At 48.8% G+C, this 17,616-nt stretch carries 15 protein-coding genes and 1 tRNA gene; 6 read left to right on the top strand and 10 right to left on the bottom strand.

Translation table 11 applies throughout. The annotated features are described in order from the left end of the window. Positions 1 to 2,069 (top strand): hypothetical protein (locus tag KBW69_RS13645; protein ID WP_257281208.1); only part of this gene is annotated, 2,069 nt, incomplete at its 5' end. 121 nt (positions 2,070 to 2,190) lie between these two features. Here the strand turns inward: KBW69_RS13645 and KBW69_RS13640 are convergent. From KBW69_RS13640 to KBW69_RS13610, 7 genes are all read right to left on the bottom strand, one after another. Then, on the bottom strand, positions 2,191 to 2,964 hold the full coding sequence (locus tag KBW69_RS13640; protein ID WP_257281207.1) for a heme ABC transporter ATP-binding protein: 774 nt from the start codon (positions 2,962 to 2,964) through the stop codon (positions 2,191 to 2,193). Continuing rightward, entirely contained in the window at positions 2,964 to 4,013 is a 1,050-nt protein-coding gene (locus tag KBW69_RS13635; RefSeq protein ID WP_257281206.1) for an iron ABC transporter permease, read from the bottom strand. Before KBW69_RS13635 ends, KBW69_RS13640 begins: the two co-directional genes overlap by 1 nt. A gap of 21 nt (positions 4,014 to 4,034) precedes the next feature. Next, on the bottom strand, positions 4,035 to 4,928 hold the full coding sequence (locus tag KBW69_RS13630) for a hemin ABC transporter substrate-binding protein (protein WP_257281205.1): 894 nt from the start codon (positions 4,926 to 4,928) through the stop codon (positions 4,035 to 4,037). Next, positions 4,925 to 5,353 carry a biopolymer transporter ExbD gene (locus tag KBW69_RS13625; protein WP_257255542.1) on the bottom strand — a complete coding sequence of 143 codons (429 nt, stop codon included), beginning with the start codon at positions 5,351 to 5,353 and terminating at the stop codon, positions 4,925 to 4,927. The genes KBW69_RS13630 and KBW69_RS13625 overlap by 4 nt, the downstream gene beginning before the upstream one ends. Continuing rightward, positions 5,350 to 6,036: a MotA/TolQ/ExbB proton channel family protein gene (locus KBW69_RS13620; protein WP_257276379.1), complete on the bottom strand. Its 687-nt coding sequence runs from the start codon at positions 6,034 to 6,036 to the stop codon at positions 5,350 to 5,352. Before KBW69_RS13620 ends, KBW69_RS13625 begins: the two co-directional genes overlap by 4 nt. A 61-nt stretch (positions 6,037 to 6,097) precedes the next feature. After that, positions 6,098 to 6,820, bottom strand: a complete 723-nt coding sequence (locus KBW69_RS13615; protein WP_257281204.1) for an energy transducer TonB — start codon at positions 6,818 to 6,820, stop codon at positions 6,098 to 6,100. A gap of 258 nt (positions 6,821 to 7,078) precedes the next feature. Beyond that, entirely contained in the window at positions 7,079 to 9,178 is a 2,100-nt protein-coding gene (locus KBW69_RS13610) for a TonB-dependent hemoglobin/transferrin/lactoferrin family receptor (protein ID WP_257281203.1), read from the bottom strand. A gap of 259 nt (positions 9,179 to 9,437) precedes the next feature. Between KBW69_RS13610 and KBW69_RS13605 the strand changes: the two genes are divergently transcribed. Then, entirely contained in the window at positions 9,438 to 9,947 is a 510-nt protein-coding gene (locus KBW69_RS13605; protein WP_257281202.1) for a copper resistance protein NlpE, read from the top strand. Positions 9,948 to 10,052: 105 nt separating this feature from the next. Here KBW69_RS13605 and KBW69_RS13600 read toward each other — a convergent pair whose 3' ends face one another. Then, positions 10,053 to 11,138, bottom strand: a complete 1,086-nt coding sequence (locus tag KBW69_RS13600; RefSeq protein ID WP_257255547.1) for an OmpA family protein — start codon at positions 11,136 to 11,138, stop codon at positions 10,053 to 10,055. Positions 11,139 to 11,265: 127 nt separating this feature from the next. Between KBW69_RS13600 and KBW69_RS13595 the strand changes: the two genes are divergently transcribed. From KBW69_RS13595 to KBW69_RS13585, 3 genes are read left to right on the top strand one after another with little or no spacing between them, the layout of a single operon-like run. After that, complete coding sequence (locus KBW69_RS13595; RefSeq protein ID WP_257281201.1) at positions 11,266 to 11,478, top strand: hypothetical protein; 213 nt, start codon at positions 11,266 to 11,268, stop codon at positions 11,476 to 11,478. Positions 11,479 to 11,502: 24 nt separating this feature from the next. After that, positions 11,503 to 12,546, top strand: coding sequence for an endonuclease/exonuclease/phosphatase family protein (locus KBW69_RS13590; protein WP_257255548.1), 1,044 nt, complete (start codon positions 11,503 to 11,505; stop codon positions 12,544 to 12,546). Between the two features lie 22 nt (positions 12,547 to 12,568). After that, entirely contained in the window at positions 12,569 to 14,848 is a 2,280-nt protein-coding gene (locus KBW69_RS13585) for a TonB-dependent hemoglobin/transferrin/lactoferrin family receptor (RefSeq protein ID WP_257255549.1), read from the top strand. A 59-nt stretch (positions 14,849 to 14,907) separates the two neighbouring features. On the opposite strand, the gene KBW69_RS13580 is transcribed toward KBW69_RS13585, so the two are convergent. Next, positions 14,908 to 16,335, bottom strand: a complete 1,428-nt coding sequence (locus KBW69_RS13580; protein WP_257281200.1) for a C2H2-type zinc finger protein — start codon at positions 16,333 to 16,335, stop codon at positions 14,908 to 14,910. A gap of 552 nt (positions 16,336 to 16,887) precedes the next feature. On the opposite strand from KBW69_RS13580, the gene KBW69_RS13575 reads away from it, so the two are divergent. Next, entirely contained in the window at positions 16,888 to 17,079 is a 192-nt protein-coding gene (locus tag KBW69_RS13575) for a hypothetical protein (protein WP_257253021.1), read from the top strand. Between the two features lie 435 nt (positions 17,080 to 17,514). Here the strand turns inward: KBW69_RS13575 and KBW69_RS13570 are convergent. After that, positions 17,515 to 17,591 (bottom strand) — tRNA-Ile (locus KBW69_RS13570). Between the last annotated feature and the right edge of the window lie 25 nt (positions 17,592 to 17,616).

Below are 17,616 nucleotides of genomic sequence, written 5' to 3'. Positions count from 1 at the left end.
TAAACACCTGCAAAAAAGCCTTTCTTAAAGAATTGCTGAACTTCAGTGACGAAGAATTGCTCGATTGGGAAATCCATTGTCGTATTCGCGCAGGACGTCTGGTGCATTACCGCTCGGGTTTGCCCCATGGCATTTCGGCAAGCCCCGCCAGAAAGTTCTGCCCCGGGCACGATATAAACTATTCTGCATCGCGGCGACGGAACAATGAACAGATTGTGACCGATATTCTGGAAAATGAAAGTGCCCTGAGCTCCTTTGAACGACGTACTCAAATCGGGATGGAACCGAATCGGAATATTTCGACACGCAGGATGAAATGCGACACCGAATATGCATTTTCCCGAGTTATGGAGGAGGAACTGGCGGATAAATCCAGGCAAAGTCGTGGTGGGGTCATGTGTATGCGCTTGAATTCTGCAACACTCGGCCGTTTGGATGCACAAATTTACAGAGATCAAAGCCAAATCAGGTCGGGATTCCTTGGTTTGGATGCCTTTGCCCGTAATGAGAAAACCATTACGCATTCAGCCGACGACTATCAAAGTGTGGTTCGGCATTGTCAGTCACAAGAGACCCGTTTTTCCAATCCTGTGTCTTTGTCTGATGAGTTGAACATGCTTGAGATGAGTTCTCCCGAAAGCCACGGGCGATTGTTGCGTATGCTAAGGAAACGTTTTAGCCACTGGCCCGACGGGCGCCCGCTGGAACAGCTTTTTCCACAATCCTGGTCAGTTCTTTACCATGAGTTAACCTGTAAAGACAGCCCGTTTCACAAAGGCATCCAGAGTCTCGTCAAGATTTGTGGTGTAGAGCGCATACAGTTGTTGTTTGAGCAAAACCCACAACTGCTGGAGGGCAAGCTGGATTCCCTGGATGGTTTTAAGCTGAAAGGATGGCCACATAAGTTAACCGGGATTGATTTCAGCGGCTGTTCAATGAAGGGGACAGTGTTGCAATCCGTTTCATTTGAGGAGTGTAAACTCAATACAGAACTGTTTAACAGTGCCATTGTTGAAGATGGCCTTTTCATCAAATGTTCTTTTGAAGGTGAGCGGCTTTCAACATCGGTATTAGACAATGCTCGTTTTTTCATTCCGGGTAGTAAGAATGGTCTGGTACTTGAAAGTACATGCCAGCTTTCCCGAATTCTATATGAATCGTGTGTTAATGAGAACAATGAGTTCAATCTGGAACAATGGCTGCAGGTGATGGGGAAAAATTCTTGTCTACGCTTCGGCTCAGCACCGCTGGATGATTTAAGTCGGGAAATTCTGTCCCGACATATTGATGAAATCAAGAGTTTTTATCCACAGCAACTTATTGGAATTATTAATGGACTGTTTGAGATTGACTTTCAGAATATTACTAATGCAATAAATTTTGTTGAGAATAATCGGGAATTCTATGATTGCAAAATCAAAGATCTCAAAGATGTTTATTTTGATTTCAGAGCCATCTTTCTGAAAAAAGGAAATTATGAGGGGCTGCAAGGTGAGCCATTTGAAGAATTATTTAACCTCCGTAGCGTCGCAGATAATGATTATTCCCGTGAAGCGGTTTTGGCGTTGATGCTAAATGTTATTAATCTTGTTCTGTCCCCTGAATCTAATGATCAATACATAGACTTTGGAGTCAATGCCAACAGCACGGATGAGCATGAAGATTGCTGGAAGGAGATTCCTGAGGCCAGTAGAGACAGTGCACAAAACAACTCAATCTCATCTCTGAAAACAGAGGGCCTGCCCCTGGTTGCAATGCGACGTTACAAAGCTTTTCTTTGTTTGGTTTGCCTTAAAGAGTACCGGGGTTATATTCATCAATTCTGGGAAGAATGCTCAGAAAAGAGTCAATTAACAATAGCCAAACACTGTTTGCGTCATCAAAATATTGCCGTTAGCCCCTTAACAACCGAGGCATTTAAAAAATTGTTATCTAAACACCACGATGAGAAAAATTGGCAGGATATCTATCTTGCTAACATGAGAAAACATAAAAAAAATCAGAAGGAGTGGGACCGGTTGCTTGAGGAAGAATTTAGAGAGGTTGGCAAAGGAAACGAATATTATTGAGTTCGAATGGCCTGTTATGCCCTAACATTGTTCATGGATTATCATTAATGAATTGAAGGAAGCAATTTCCCATCCCTACGTTCGAGGGGGATGAGAAATTGTGAAATGATCTCAACAGAGATTAATTATTGATTACCAAAGGACAGTTATGCACAGGATGCTTTGAAATCGTAACATCCACATCAAACACGGCTTGTAACGTTTCGGCAGTCAACACTTCATGGGGTGTTCCCTGGGCTGCTAAACCGCCTTCTTTAAGAATAACCAGACGGTCTGAGTAACGGGCTGCCAGGTTAAGGTCGTGCAGAATGACCATTACGCCTACACCTTTCTCAGCCTGTTTGCGGGCCATTTTCAGAGTCAGTTGCTGATGAGCCGGGTCCAGTGCTGATGTGGGTTCGTCCAGCAAGAGGTAGCGTTTGCCAAAATCCGTTTCGTCCCAGATCTGGGCCAACACCCTGGCCATATGAACCCTCTGTCGTTCACCACCGGAAAGGGTAGTGTACCGACGATCTCTCAGGTGTAGACCATCGACTTCTTTCAGAGCCGCTTCAACGATGGCCAGGTTTTGAGTTCGGTCTGTCGAGCAGGGAATGCGTCCCAGAATGACCACTTCTTCAACAGTGAACGGAAAACTCAGAGAGGAAGACTGGGTTAACACGCCCAGCATCAAAGCTTGTTGCTGCAGCGACCAATCATTTCTGCCATTCAATTGTACATTGCCAGAAGAAGGCTTTTGCTCACCACTGATGACTTTCATCAGGGTACTTTTGCCAGCCCCGTTAGGGCCCAGAACAGTGACTACTTCACCGGGAGCGACTGAAAGACTGACATCATCAAGCAGTATCTTTTCACCGATCTGCACTGTGGCATTCTGAACCTTGAGACAACTCATCAGGCAATCCTCTTGCGTTGCTGCCACAACAGAGACATGAAGAACGGGGCCCCCATCAGGGCGGTGACAATACCAATGGGCAATTCAGCGGGGGCGACAGCGGTTCTGGCAATCATGTCGGCTGCCAGCAGCAGAATACCACCCAGCATGGCTGAGGCGGGTAACAGTGTTCTGTGATCAGGTCCTGCCATCAGGCGAATCAGGTGAGGAACAACCAGCCCGACAAAGCCAATGATGCCGGCTACCGATACAGACACACCGACGGCCATGGCAGTCACCAGAATCAATTTCAGCTTGGTTTTCTGGACATCAATGCCCAGATGTCTGGCTTCGGATTCACCCAGCAGCACGGCATTGAGAACCTGTCCGTACCGACACAACGAGAAAATAACAGGACCCAGCAGGGTGAAGCAGAGCAGGACCGAGTTCCAGTTGGCGCCACCAATGCTACCCATTTGCCAGAAGGTCAGGCTTCTGAGAGTGGCATCGTCGGCAATGTAATTCAGGATTCCCATACCTGCGCCTGCCAGAGCAGAAATGGCTACACCGGCCAACAACATGGTAGCGACAGAGGTACCATTGCTGGTGGTACCCATCTTATAAACGATCCAGGTCGTAAGAACACCACCGCCAAAAGCCAGCAGAGAGACGCTGTAATCCATGAGCAGTGGGCTGGAGAATCCTGCGAAAAGCGCCGATCCCAGAACAATACCGATACCCGCACCAAGGGCTGCACCGCTGGATACACCGATAATACTGGGATCAGCCAGCGGGTTTCTGAACAAACCCTGCATGGCTGCACCGGCAATCGCCAGAGAGCTGCCAATCATGACACCCATCAGTGTTCTTGGGATACGGATGGATTCTACGATTAGACGAGTCTGGTCAGATACCTGGCTGTCAGTGATGTCCAGCCGATCCAAAAGAATGTAGATAATATCCAGAGGTGCAATGGCGACCGGACCGGTCCCCACAGACAGTACAATGACAGCTGGCAGGAGCACTGCCAGCACGATCAGCAACAGTGCCGATTTACGACTACGGTTCATTGTTGTTCTCAGTGGCGGTGATCAGGATTCCGGGTAAAAGGCCTTGGCCAGACTCAGAGCGGTTTCGCCGGTTCTTGGACCCAGACCACCCAGCAGTAACCGACCGTCTACGGGAATGACACGGGCATTTTTACCCGCAGGTGTCTGTTTCAAAACAGGCTGGCTGTCCAGCAACTGTTCCATCGTGAATCCGCGGCCACGATCCGAATAGATAATCACATCAGGGGCAAGGGTCAACAGCGATTCATTGGACAGAGGTTTATAACTGTTGAACTGAGCTTCTGCAGGATTAAAGCCACCGGCCAGCTTGATCAGGGCATTGGCCTCGGTACCGGCACCGGAAACGGATGGGTTTCTGCCTTCCATAGCGAGCAAGAACAGGACTCTGGGCTTATCTTTGCCGTCAGCTATTTCTCTAGCGGCTTTCAGGTCGCTGTCAATAGCGCGCCAGAGGGCTTTCCCTTCCTTCTCTTTGTCCAGCAGTGTAGCTAATGAACGGATTCGCTGATGGATACTTTCAGCCGAGTATTTGGTGGCATAGGATTCTACTTCCAGACCTGCCATTTCCAGCTGAGTGAGGGTAGTTTCTGGCCCCATGTCGTCTGTACCAATCAGCATGTCAGGCTGCAGTGCCAGAATACCTTCGGCAGAGAGCTGCTTGTGATAGCCGAGCTTGGGCAGTTTGTTAACCTGCGGAGGATAGTTACTGGTCAGGTCAACAGCCACCAGCTGATCGCCAGCACCCAAAGCATAAATGATTTCAGTAATGCCACTGCCGGCAGAAATAATGCGCTTCTCGTCTGCTGAACCGTTGTTCTGAGTGTTGATCACTACTGCCGTTGTGGAGAAAGACAGTGGCAGCAGGGCAGCCATTGCCAGAGGGACCAGAAGTTTCTTTACAATTGTTTTGTTCATGGACTCTTCTCCTCCATAAGAACTTGTGCGGCAGTAATTTCGTGCTCACTCAAAAACATCATTAACTCAACCAGGTTGCCCAAAGGCGCTTCCTGATCGCCTGCGATCAGGACCATGGTATCAGGTGCTTTCCTGACCCGAGCCAGCAGCGCCTGACTAAACACTTCAAAGCTGTCGTATTTATGATCTTCCAGTGCCCAGGGCTGGCCTTTTGCCAGAATACTGACGGTGAGTGTTTTGGGCTCTTCGGTAAGAGCGGCTTCTTCACGGCTGGCCTCAGGCAGGTTCACCGGCAGACTCAGGGTTTGCACGTTGGCTGTGAACAGAAGGAAAACCATGACGATAAAAACAACATCGAGCAGCGGTGTCAGGTCCGCCGCGGAGAAAGAAGCGTTTGTTTCGTCTCTATCGGAAATACGAATCATGCTGCAACGGCCTCAGGGCAGATGCCGGTTTCCTGATTGAGAGCAATACCGTCGTCGTTCATTTTCAGGCCTTCCAGCAGCAGGTTGGCGTGGTTCAGGGCAAACTCCAGTTTGGAGACATAGTGGTTCGCCCAAATGCCAAAACCGTGAGCGGCGGCCAGAGAGGGAATAGCCACCATAAGGCCAAATGCGGTAGTGAACATCGCTTCCCAGAGGCCACCAGCCAGAACGTCAGGTGTGACCGGGCCCTGTACTTCAGAAATGCCCTGGAACATACCAATCAGGCCAAGAACAGTACCGAGCAGTCCCAGCATAGGCGCCAGAATGCCAATCAGCATCAGTGGTTTCAGCCAGGCATGAAGGGCGTTTTTTTGTTTCAGGAGCCAGAGGCCAGCCAACTCTTCACGCATGGCCTTGTCACAGTCATTGTGGCTCAGCAGAATAGCGATACCCTTGCGAACCCCTTTACCGGCAACAAGGTTTTTGCAGAGTTTGTTCTGGCTGTTGTTGCAGTGAGAGCAGCCGCGAACTTCATTGAGCAGGGTGTTCATGCTTTTTTTGTTAAGGCTGGGCAGCAGAATAAACGTAATCAGCCTTTCCAGAATCAGAGCCAGACTGATGCAGGAAATAATGACCAGGGGCCAGCCCATGAGTCCTGGTTCTGAGATCTGTTCCGGTAACATCAATTAATACCTGCCTTATATCTTCAAAATCTTCTGTAGCCTGTGGCTAAGCCAAAGGCTGTTAATTCAGTTGGAATGCCACGGGAATATGTACCCGGGAAGCCACCAGTCGGTTGTTACGCTTCTGTGGTTCGAACTCCCAGTCTTCGACCGCTGCAATGGCAGACTGGTCGAGAAGCTTGAAACCGGATGATTCCAGCACTTTTATGTTCATTGCATGGCCTTCAATATCTACTACGACCTCCAGCATCACGACGCCCTGCTGGTTTCTCCGTTGAGCAATGCGCGGGTATCTGGGGGGGACGGACTTGCGAATAGCGGGCCTGGAAACGAAAACAGGCTCATTGCTGAGACCTTCTACTTCAGTCTTTTCTGTGGTGGTTTTGACGACCTGAGTTTCAGCGAGAGGCTCTTCCTGAGGCTCTACTTCTTTTTTGGGCAGTTCCGTTTTTTTCTCGACCACCTCTTCTGGCTCAGGTTCTTTTTTAACTTCGGGCTTTTCAGGTTGCGGCTCTGGTTCCGCGATCTTGACGACGTTTTTCTTTGGCTTTGGCTTTGGCTTCTTGATGGGCTCTGGCTTTTTTTCGACAGGTTCAGGGGTCTCCCTGACAGGCTCCGGCTCGAGAGCAGCCTGCTGCACTGAAGAAAAGGTTATGCTGACAGGTGCTTTGATACTGCCCTGAGCCACTTTAGTCTGCTGAACTTCCTGCTGACCATGGTAGATCGCCGCTGCAATATGTACGGAAATGGAAATGATCAATGTGAGTAGCAGCGTTCGAGACATAATCAGTTTACTTGTGCATGGGCGAATGAAGATTACTGCAACTTTGAGATGTATTCAATAAATCAAATGATAATAATTCGCATTTATTGAGTGCATGTTCAATAAATACCAGAGGGTTGGCGGATCACAGCTCTTACCCTTTTTGCAGGGTGAGTTCTGTTTGGTCGAGGCTGTCATATTCGTCAAGACAGTCCGATGTTTTTACTGGTCTCTGCGAGAGAGAAATGCCGGGCAGGTGCCCGGCAAGGGTGGGTACGTTCAGAACATGTAACGCACGTTCAGTTTGATGTTGCGGCCTGGCTCATAGAGTGTTTCCCAAGCAGAAATGTAGTACTCATTCGTCAGGTTGTTGACGGTCAGATCGGTCTTGATGCCTTTAAGCGCGCCAGTGGTCGGCTCATAGCTCGCATACAGGTCAACCAGATCGTAGCTGCCGTATGAGGATGGGCCATCGTAATCGGAACGAATATCTTCCTGAGCACTGACATAGGTGTAGCGTGAGCCAATTTTCAGGTCACCCTGAAGCATCAGGTAGGCAGCATCTGCAACGACTTTGTCGGCCGGGATGTTATCCAGGTATTCGCCGGTCTTCTTGTCTTCACCACGGGTCTGACCGTAGGACAGACCCAGTTCGACATTCTGGTAGCGGTATTTACCGGCCAGCTCAAAACCTTTCAGGCGGGCTTCATCAACGTTTTCCCAGGTTGTTTTGGTTGGCATGCCAATCCAGTTTGGATCATAAACAAACTGCGTAATGAAGTTATCCACATCGTTTTGGAAAACGTTGGCTGTAATAGTCAGCTCATCATCACCCAGAAGATCAGCAAAATTCATCCGAGCTGAGATTTCCTTGTTCTTGGCTTCTTCAGGTTTGAGGTCCGGGTTGGGTACGAATGTATTGGTGCCAACTGGAGTTGCAAAGTGCGTTCCTGTCGAGAACATCTCTTCCATACTCGGCGCGCGGAAGGCTTCATTGTAACTGGCCGTCAGAGTCAGCCAGTCCGTGGTGTCCCAGATAAGGGCAACAGAGGGAGATACAGCGTCGTCAGTTTGCTTCTTCTCATCAATGTCGGAGTCAGAACGATTGTCCCTGGCCTCAAAACGGTCATAGCGAACACCGGTTTGCAATGTCCAGGCTTTGGCCAGAGGAACGTCGGCCTGAACGAATGCACCAGCGGTGGTAGACTCACCATCCAGAGCTTCCGGACGGTCACCAATTCCGGAATCATCCCGAACGGTTTCAATCGTGTTTCTGTAGGCATCCAGACCATAGGTCAGATCAAAATGAGTCAGCTTTGATAGGTTTGTAAAGGCTGTGCCCAGAGTTTTGTAATGGGTATTGTCAGTCTGTCCCTTTTCAATTCGATACTCGTCGAACTCGGTATCGTTGTAAAACAGCTGGAATTTGCTATCGATCAGAGCACTGTCAGGATTAAAAAGATAAGCAGCAGAAAGGTTGGTGTTGCTGGTTTCCTGAGTAATCAATGGGGAACTACTGCCAACATTTGTTGCCGGGTTGCTGGGAACCTTGGCATTGGTTTGAGCCTGCTGAGCCTTAAACTCAAGACGACTGTCGTCATTCAGCTGCCAGCCCAGTTTGGCCATAGCACCCTGCTCGCGGGAGCCGGAGTTTTCTACGTCGTCGCCATTACCTTCGCCGCTGGTCCCTGTTTCGTAGTTACCACCGTCGTTGTAGTAACCATTAAGCAACCAGTCGAAGTTATCATTCACACCGTAAAGCGAACCACTGGTGCGAGATTCATTGTTGTTGCTGTGGAAGCCCTGGGATATATAGCCACCTAACGTTTCACCAGGTTCCAGCATCTCTTCTGCGGTTTTGGTGTTTTGTACAACCACACCACCGATTGCACCTGAACCCCACAGGTTACTGGATGGACCCTTAACCACCTCGATAGACTTCAGCAGTTCCGGGTCTGTGAAATAAGTCCCACGGTGACCATTGGAGAAGTTTTGACGGGCACCATCGGTGATCTGAAGAACACGAGTGCCTTCCAGACCACGAATATTGATGCTCTGGGAATTCGCACGAGGGCCACCACTGACAGAAACGTTTGGCAGAGACTTAACGGCTTGAGCCACAGACTCAGGTTGTTCCTGCCGGATCTGATACTGGTCTACGACTTCAATCGTTTGGGCCACATCATTGATGTCTTTTTCAGACCGGGTGGCAGTAACTGTTACCTGATTGAGCAGGGTTGCGTCAGTCTGAGATGCACTTTCTGCATATACAAAACCGGAAGACACTGCCATTACAGCAATTGCCAGTCTACTTTTGCTAAACGTCATTGTTTGCCTATGTGTACTGCTATTGGATGATTCTTTATAGAGATCAGTCACACAAGCGCTCTATTCTGAATACCCCGAAGCGCTCGTGATGATGGTGTCGGATAATATGCAAAACACAAACTAAATGCAAATCATTATCATTTATATTATAAGATGAAGATAGGTCATGAAGGCTGTTTAATGGTTTGCCTTGTTCTAACGAAGGTATGGGAAACAGGTCTATTATTAGCACGGTATAGCCAAGTGACCTTGGCACACTTGCGACGAGATCATTTTGGTATGTCAACTCATTGATTTGGAGAGGCATAAAATGAAAAAGACACTACTGGCGCTAATGGGTGCGGTCATCATTCTGGCAGGCTGTCAGGACGAGAAACCTCCGGAGACGACTGCGGTTGAGGTTCCTGATGTCATAGAACTAGAAAGCGCAATTGATGTAACACCCATTGAAGAAAATCAAGTAACCAGCACCGACACGCCCGTCGACTCTGGGCACAACGCGCAAAACGCTCTCGATTGGAGTGGTGTTTACAAAGGTAAACTTCCCTGTGCAGATTGTGCAGGCGTTGACACAACGCTAACGCTGAATAAAGACGGCACATACTCATTGCTAGAGGTGTACGAAGGCAAAGGAGGCGAACCCACCAAATCTGAAGGTAAATTCAGTTGGAATAAATCGGGTAATATCATCACGTTGCTTAACGAGTCAGCTCCAAACCAATATTTCGTTGGTGAAAACACACTAATGAAACTGGATATGAACGGCGAGAAAGCAACCGGTGATCTGGCCTCACTCAACAACCTGAAAAAGGTGCCTTGATGGTGGCACTTAAACATGTTGCATGAAGCTGTTCGGTGCCGATGAGAGGAGGTGTCCGGTTGGACTGAGAAGAGGAGAGTTCCGAATGAACTCTCCTCGCCAGAACTACTGCTTGATCTTGTGCTTCAGAGTGGCTTCAACCCGGCGGTTGGCAGCACGTCCTTCAGCTGTTTCATTGCTGGCAACAGGCTGAGCTTCACCATAACCAACGGCGGTGATACTGTCGCCTGCAATACCGTAATCATTGACGAGAATGTTGCGAACGGCATCTGCACGACGCTGTGACAAGTTTTTGTTGTATTGCGCAGCACCTGTGTTGTCGGTATAGCCTGCAATCTCAACAGGTACATCGGGGTAGGCTTTCAGGAATTGCACGACTTCGTCAATGTTATCAATCTCGCCGGTTACCACGGCAGAGTTGGTAGCAAAGTTGACACTGAGCTTCATGCTGATGTCTTTTACCAGTGCAATCTTGCAGCCATTGTCGTCGACTTTGCGACCTTCGGGTGTGTTCGGACACTGATCCATATAATCCGGAACATCGTCTTTATCGCTGTCCAGTGCACAGCCATTGGCATCAACCGGCGCACCGGCTGGTGTATTTGGGCAGTTGTCACGACTGTCAGTCACACCGTCCTGATCAGTATCTGCCTCAACAGGCGCTGGCGCAGGTGCTGAACTGCCACCGAAGGCGTAACTGATTCCGACGTTGACCAGACTGTCCCAGGTGCTGTCGTCGGCTCCGTGGATACCTCTAACATCCCCGCGCAGCGACCAGTTTTCGTTAATGGCATAGCGGACACCAACGCCGGCATTGGCCTGTGTTTCCTGAGAATCATTGAGCTTGCCTTCAAATTCCCCATGGCCCACACCCAGAATGGCAAAAGGTTGCCACTTGGCCGTCATGGGCCTGAAGTAGTAGAGAGCATCCAGGTAATACTGGTTGACGTCAGTATCTCCAATTCTGCTGTCAGCATTGCTGTCGAGAAATCTCAGCTCTGTGGCCCATTGGTCGTTAAAGCGGTATTCACCCCCCAGAGTCAGTGTGGTGGCGTCATCCAGATTGCGATCAGAGTCAAAGTTCTGAAGACCAATTGCAGGGTTGATGTACCAGCGTCCTTCATTGGCAGAAACTGAAGCGGCCAGCCCGGTGGAAATTACAAAAGCCAGTAACTGTCGTTTTTTATACACGGCTACATTCCTTGGTGTCGTTGAAGTGCAGGCAAAGTGTACCTATTTAATGTGCATCTGTTAAATGTCTTTTTCACGTCGTCAAATGAGATTTCTACCCCACATTCAACGACAGTGACTAAATAATGTGCTGAAGACATTTAGAATTACAAAAAAAATACTGTCGCTTATCGAGAAATCCCTGAGAAAACCTTGCTGCCCTGAATACCATCAAAGCCACTGTGGTGAATGGTCGGCTGTACATCTGTGCAAGGAGCAACAGGCTTGTCTCCACTATCTATACTGGGTATCCATGGTCGGCAATCCGGGGCTGATTGAGAGCAGGCTCCTGCTGACCTGACGTTTATCCATTCAGGGCGTCGCTATGCCTTCATTTTCGAAGACCTCTTTTTTTCATTCGTGGTTATTCTGGACCACTGTGTTACTTAAGCTGGGGCTGGGAACCGGCTCTGTTTTTGCCAAGCCTTCTGTTCAATGCTCCGGAACACCGGAAAAGCTGGAAGCCGGCCAATCTATCAAGGTGATGACCTGGAATGTTCAGTTTCTGGCCGGGGGAATTTATGAACTGTGGACCGCTCCAAAGAAACGCGAAGCTCTGACTCTTGATAAACAATTGTCTGTTTTTCAGCAGATAACAGACCTCATTGAAGAAGAAAATCCCGATGTCCTTCTGCTTCAGGAAGTCGACGTGGACCCCAGAGTCAGGATGAACCAGATCCAGTGGTTTAAAGATGCCCTGCCTGCCCGGTTTCATTGCAGTACTTACACCGGCTATAGCTATCTGAAAGGAAGAGCCTCAACGAATATCCGAAAAGAGCCGGGTGGACTTAACCTGCTGACCTTTTCCCGGTTTGCGATTGAAAGTACTGTGAGGCATGACCTGCCTGCCATACCTGATCAGTCCCTTTTTCCCCTGACCACCCGCCGGGCCCTGCTGGAGACCAGAATCAATCTGGGGGCTGAGTCTCTGACCGTAATTAACACTCATCTGGATGCTTTTGCCCAGGGTCTGGATATTATGCAAAGGCAGGTAGAGCAATTGGATAAACGGCTGGGCCAGATAGGAGCCAGCTCTCTCTGGGTTACCGGAGGCGATTTCAATTTGATTCCTCCAGGGCAATATGAACACCTCAATGACTCCGAGCAGTTCTGGTACCAGAAACACTCAGAGTTATCGGTGCTGACTGACAAGTATCCGGTTGTTCCCTCGCCCAAGCAGGCTTCAGGAGAAGAAAAACGTCTATGGTTCACTAATAAAACCCGTCCGGAACTGGGCCTGGACAGGACGCTGGATTATCTGTTTCATTCAGCAAAACTGGATCTGGTGAAAGCCAGAGTGGTTCAAAAAGCTGAGGCGCTCTCGGACCACTTGCCTGTGGTGGCAGAGTTCAGATTGCAGAAGAACTGATTCATTTTCAGGTTGCAAAACAATGAGCCTACCCGTGATTCAAAAAACACATCTGGCCCTGACTGTCATGGCAGTCGCTACCGCCACAGCAAAGGCGGAAGAAGTTCTGCCGTCTACACAACCCACTCTGCTGGATCAAGTCACTGTATCCGCTACCCTAACCGAGAATAATCTGGACTCAGTCGCCAGCAGTGTAGATGTCACCTCGGCAGATGACATCGAAAAGAGAATGGTGAATGACATTGATGATCTTGTGCGATATGAACCGGGAGTTACAGTCAATAATGATGGCCGAACCGGTGCGGGTAGCTTCAACATTCGTGGGATGGATGCTAACCGTGTCAAGATTACCGTGGACAGCGTGGATCAGGCCAAAGCTTTCGATTCTACCAAGATGTTCCTGCGCTCCGGGAGAAACTTTATTGATTTCGAAACCATCAAGGCTGTTGAGGTCTTAAAAGGCCCGGCTTCCACCGTCCATGGTAGTGATGCCATCGGCGGTGTTGTGGCTTTTGTCACCAAAGATCCTGAAGATTTTCTTAATCCCGAAGGTGATGACGCCTATACATCCCTGAAGGGTGGTTACTCCTCTGCTGACAGTGCTTTTACTGAAACAGCAACCTTTGCCAATCGCAGTGGTGACCTGGAGAACCTGCTGATCTTCACTCGTCGCGATGCCAAAGAAACCCGGACCCACGGCGGTGCTGATATCAAGGGTGATGCCAGGGGTAAAGCTGATCCCAAGGATATCGGTATCAACAACGTGCTGGGCAAGTTGCAGTATCAATTGAACGACGTTCATCGTATGGGTCTGACAGCCGAGTGGCGCAAGCTCAATTCAGAAACTGATTTATTATCAATGGTCGGTGCACAGCCCACTGGAAATCCTTCACCTTACAGCAAGTTTGAGGCAGATGATTCAACAAAGCGTCAACGCTTTGGCGCGTTTCATGAGTGGGAAGCGTTCGTACCGGTTTTCGATACGCTCAAGTGGACTCTGAACTGGCAGGAAACTGAGACCAATCAGGTGACCTATGATGAAATGCAGGTCGAGACCGGGAGTGCTCCGCAATGGGAAACCCAGGGAAGAAACAAGGATTACACATACAAGGAAACCAGCTGGCAGTTTGATCTGAAGATGACCAAATGGCTGGACTTCAAATCGTCCGATCATCTTATCAGCTTCGGTCTGGAGCAGCAGAGAAAAGAGCAGAATAACCTGAACAGAACTACATACGTTAAGAATCCGGCTGGCGAAGAGAGTGACATTAGTCGCTATGCGCCGCTGGCGACGGTGGATTCTTTGGGTATCTATCTTCAGGATGAAATATCCCTGCTGAATGATCGTCTGATAGTGACCCCCGGTGTTCGTTATGACCGTTTTTCAGCTGAAACTGAAAAGGATCAATATTACACAAATGTGTATAAAGACAAATCATACGACAGTTGGCCTCTAAAGACAGGAGTTGTTTATAAGTTCACGGACGTGTTTTCCGGGTTTGTACAGTACAGTCAGGGCTTTGGAACACCCGATTTATTTGCTATGTACTTTGAAGAAATCGTACCTGTCGGCCCAATGAATATTCATGTTATGCCCAACCCTGATCTGAAGCCTGAGAAAAGCGATTCTATCGAAGTAGGACTGAGAGCGAACGGGCGACTTGGAAGTGCAGAGATCACTGCATTTTACAATCGGTATGATGACTTTATTGAAATGGTTCCCCTCGGAACGGATGGGAGAGATATTCAGTATCAATATCAGAATCTTGATAATACGACCATCAAGGGTCTTGAGCTGAAAGGCCAGCTCTGGCTGGATGAAGCCGCTGGAGCACCCATTGGATCAAGCTTGAAGGCAGCGGTTGCCTGGAGCCAAGGTCAGGGCACTTTCTCGAATGATAAGGGAGAATTATTTAAAGACGCCCCCCTCAACAGCATTGCTCCGCTCACCGCTGTTATTGGACTGGCCTATGATTCACCCAGTGAAAACCGGGGCGGGGCTGTAATGTGGACTCTGGTCGCCGCTAAAGATAAAGATGATATCTCTAACAGCGATATTGCTTCAGACGAGAGTGAAACAGGGGGCGAACAGTTCGCAACACCCGGCTATGGCCTTGTGGATATAACCACTTACTACAAGCCGATAAAAGAAGTGACCCTGACCGCCGGCATTTTCAATATGACTGACAAGAAATACTGGCATTGGGATGACGTGCGTGGTCTTTCCGGCACCTATGATGGGCTTAGCCGTTATACTCAGCCCGGCAGAAACTTTTCTGTCAGTGTGAAGTGGGAAATCTGAACGGGCTATCGGTGATTGGGTTACTTCGTAAGTGTATTCCGGTTTGTATCATCAAGCTTTCATTTTCGGTGCTTCCTTCTGTGATCAGACAGGGCTTGAGCGTTTGGCAGAGTCTTCTGGCACTCAGGGCAGGTTTGTTCTGGGGTGTGATCTCTTCTTTTGTGAACCGACAGGGCTTTCGCATTTGGCAGGGTCTTCCGGCACTCAGGGCAGGTTTGCTCTCCGGAGTGATATTGACTTTTGTGAGCCGACAGGGCTTTCGCGTTTGGCAGGGCCTTCTGGCATCCAGGGCAGGTTTGCTCTCCGGTGTGATATTGACTTTTGTGCTTCGAGAGGGCTTTCGCGTTTGACAGGGTCTTCTGGCACTCAGGGCAGGTTTGCACTGGGGTGTGTTCTTTTCTTTTGTGATCCGTCAGGGCTTGAGTGTTTGGCAGGATCTTCTGGCACCCAGGGCAGGTTCGCTCTCCGGTATGATATTGACTCTTGTGAACCGACAGGGCATGAACGTTTAGCAGAATCCTCTGACACTCAGGACAGGTTTGCTCTGGGGTATGATCTTTTCTTTTGTGAACCGACAGGGCTTGTGCGTTTGGCAGCGTATTCTGGCACTCAGGGCAGTTTCGCTCTCCACTGTGATATTGCCTTGTGTGAACCGACAGGCCTCTGGCGTTTGGCAGAGTCTTCTGACAGTTAGGGCAGGTTTGCTCACCACTGTGATATTGCCTTTTGTGAGTGTTCAATGAGGCTTGAGTGCTAAGTAACTTTTCACAGCCGGGGTGATCACATCGGTATTTTTTCGAGCTTGCCTTCCTTTGTTTTTTCGCGGGAGGTGGATTTAATGTTAATGATGGACCGGTTGTGCTATCAGCGCCTGAGACAACTGTCGGACCTTCAGCAGGATGGCTTGCCGGGTCAGACGCCTGATCGCCCGTTTGCAAAGAGACATCTGTTCTGCAAGCGAAAGAGTCGTCTGAGGTTGAACGACACCAGATACTTGTAGAGGGAGCGAAGATGCAGCGTCCTTGTCGTTGACAACAGGGCTGTTCATAGCAATTTTCGTTGAGGCTGTGTTGGAAATCGGGGGGCCGGTCCGAATTTTCATCATTATTGCCGTTGTCGTATAGATAATGCGATTTTTCTGAATGTCTATTGAATGACTGCCCATGATCCTCTGGCCCCGTTGTCCGGGAATAGTTACTGCCGCCCGTTCCGTACATCAAAGTGATGATCTGAAGTTTGTTTCGCCTGCAGGGTTTGTCATCGGTTGGTGTGCCTGACCCTGAATATCCGTTTGTGCGGATAATGTGTGACGGTTCGTTTTGCATCGGCCTCCAATCGATCATTGGCATTGCAGATAATGTGCCCGGCTCAGTTTTTATAGAAAAACACTGGCTTGTCGAAGCTCCATTCTGGTCAACATCAACGATAAAACGGTAAGTCTGTGGCTCAACCGGGCAAACGAAAGGCACAAAGACCAATACGTGCAAGAGTAAGCTTTTAATGACTCTATCCTGTGTTTTCTATGGATAGGAGCTGTGAGGATAGACAAGAGGAAAAGGCACAGTAAACTAAAACATAGTGGTGGATTCTCATATCCATGGCAAACGTGCTGAAACTTTACTGACACAACGATGTTTTATATCTGATGACTGTCGTAAAACCCGATTTGCAATTCGGTTGCAGTTATTTTTTTCGGTTTTTCACCATTAGTGCATAACCTTGTTAATTCCTCGAAATACTTTTCATCGGGGATAGCGGGGCGCGCCATAATGTAGAACAGCGACTAACCTTCTTATTGAGTGCCGTGCACCTCAAGAACAGTGTTTCCTGATACAGAGCCGGGAAGATGGCGGCATTGAGAGTAAACACTATGATAATTCGGATCGCTTACCAGAGAAGCGGGAAGCTCTGAAGAAGTATGACGCATTCCCGGAGAAGATTCTCAGGGGTGAAGATACAAAGCTGGTGGATCTCGATGATTACCGACAGGCCACCAGCAGCACTTAAAAACAGGAAATACGTAAAACGGAGATAAAACCATGCCAGCACAACAAAAGCCGCAATACATAACTGATGACGAGGGAAACCGGGTATCAGTCGTTTTGCCTGTGGATCAATATCAGGAGCTGATAGAAGACCTTGAAGACCTGGCGACAGTGGCAGAGCGCCGGGACGAGGAAACCGTTTCCCATGATGAACTTATCAAGTCACTGAAGGCAGAAGACCAGTGATCCCTCACCACCGACCAAGCCATCGCCCGGTCCGGTGTAAATATTGTCTCGCCTACAAAAATTCCCGCAACCAAAAAATCGCACTCCTCCACTCCACGCCTGCGACGTTTTCGTGTCATTTTTGTGCAACTTTTCAGTTTGTACGATGGGGTTGGATAGGGTGCAGTTGCTAGGGGTTGGATAGAAAGGGGTTATTGCACGAAGTGTTGAAAAGTGAAGATCTATGCAAATTGATTGCACTTGTCTAAATCAGAAAGTTTGCTTTCAAGGCCGACAAACAGTGGCTTTTGTGACTTTTTATTTTGCTGGAAACTCAGAAGTTGCGGTGACACTTTTGTGACATAAACACCCTTTTTTAGGGTTGTGACACCCTTGTGACACTCAGTAATGAAAAAGCCCGAAGCGCTGTAAATACGGGCGTTTCGGGCTTTTATCTGGTGGGCCTTCCGGGACTCGAACCCAGGACCTGCCGATTATGAGTCGGATGCTCTAACCAACTGAGCTAAAGGCCCCATTTTTGACACTATTAAACCTGCT

Origin of the sequence: Endozoicomonas sp. ISHI1 (genome assembly GCF_024606225.1) — a bacterium.
In the GTDB taxonomy this organism is placed as follows: Bacteria; Pseudomonadota; Gammaproteobacteria; order Pseudomonadales; family Endozoicomonadaceae; genus Endozoicomonas_A.
The sequence above is the reverse complement of the archived record's forward strand: the minus strand, read 5'-3'. Positions and strand labels throughout refer to the sequence as shown.

What these genes read in the sequence shown, in the direction of transcription:
- KBW69_RS13630 (WP_257281205.1), bottom strand. Translation starts at nt 4,928, where the DNA reads ATGAACAAAACAATTGTAAAGAAACTTCTGGTCCCTCTGGCAATGGCT.
- KBW69_RS13620 (WP_257276379.1), bottom strand. Translation starts at nt 6,036, where the DNA reads ATGTTACCGGAACAGATCTCAGAACCAGGACTCATGGGCTGGCCCCTG.
- KBW69_RS13615 (WP_257281204.1), bottom strand. Translation starts at nt 6,820, where the DNA reads ATGTCTCGAACGCTGCTACTCACATTGATCATTTCCATTTCCGTACAT.
- KBW69_RS13640 (WP_257281207.1), bottom strand. Translation starts at nt 2,964, where the DNA reads ATGAGTTGTCTCAAGGTTCAGAATGCCACAGTGCAGATCGGTGAAAAG.
- KBW69_RS13625 (WP_257255542.1), bottom strand. Translation starts at nt 5,353, where the DNA reads ATGATTCGTATTTCCGATAGAGACGAAACAAACGCTTCTTTCTCCGCG.
- KBW69_RS13590 (WP_257255548.1), top strand. Translation starts at nt 11,503, where the DNA reads ATGCCTTCATTTTCGAAGACCTCTTTTTTTCATTCGTGGTTATTCTGG.
- KBW69_RS13635 (WP_257281206.1), bottom strand. Translation starts at nt 4,013, where the DNA reads ATGAACCGTAGTCGTAAATCGGCACTGTTGCTGATCGTGCTGGCAGTG.
- KBW69_RS13575 (WP_257253021.1), top strand. Translation starts at nt 16,888, where the DNA reads ATGCCAGCACAACAAAAGCCGCAATACATAACTGATGACGAGGGAAAC.
- KBW69_RS13605 (WP_257281202.1), top strand. Translation starts at nt 9,438, where the DNA reads ATGAAAAAGACACTACTGGCGCTAATGGGTGCGGTCATCATTCTGGCA.
- KBW69_RS13585 (WP_257255549.1), top strand. Translation starts at nt 12,569, where the DNA reads ATGAGCCTACCCGTGATTCAAAAAACACATCTGGCCCTGACTGTCATG.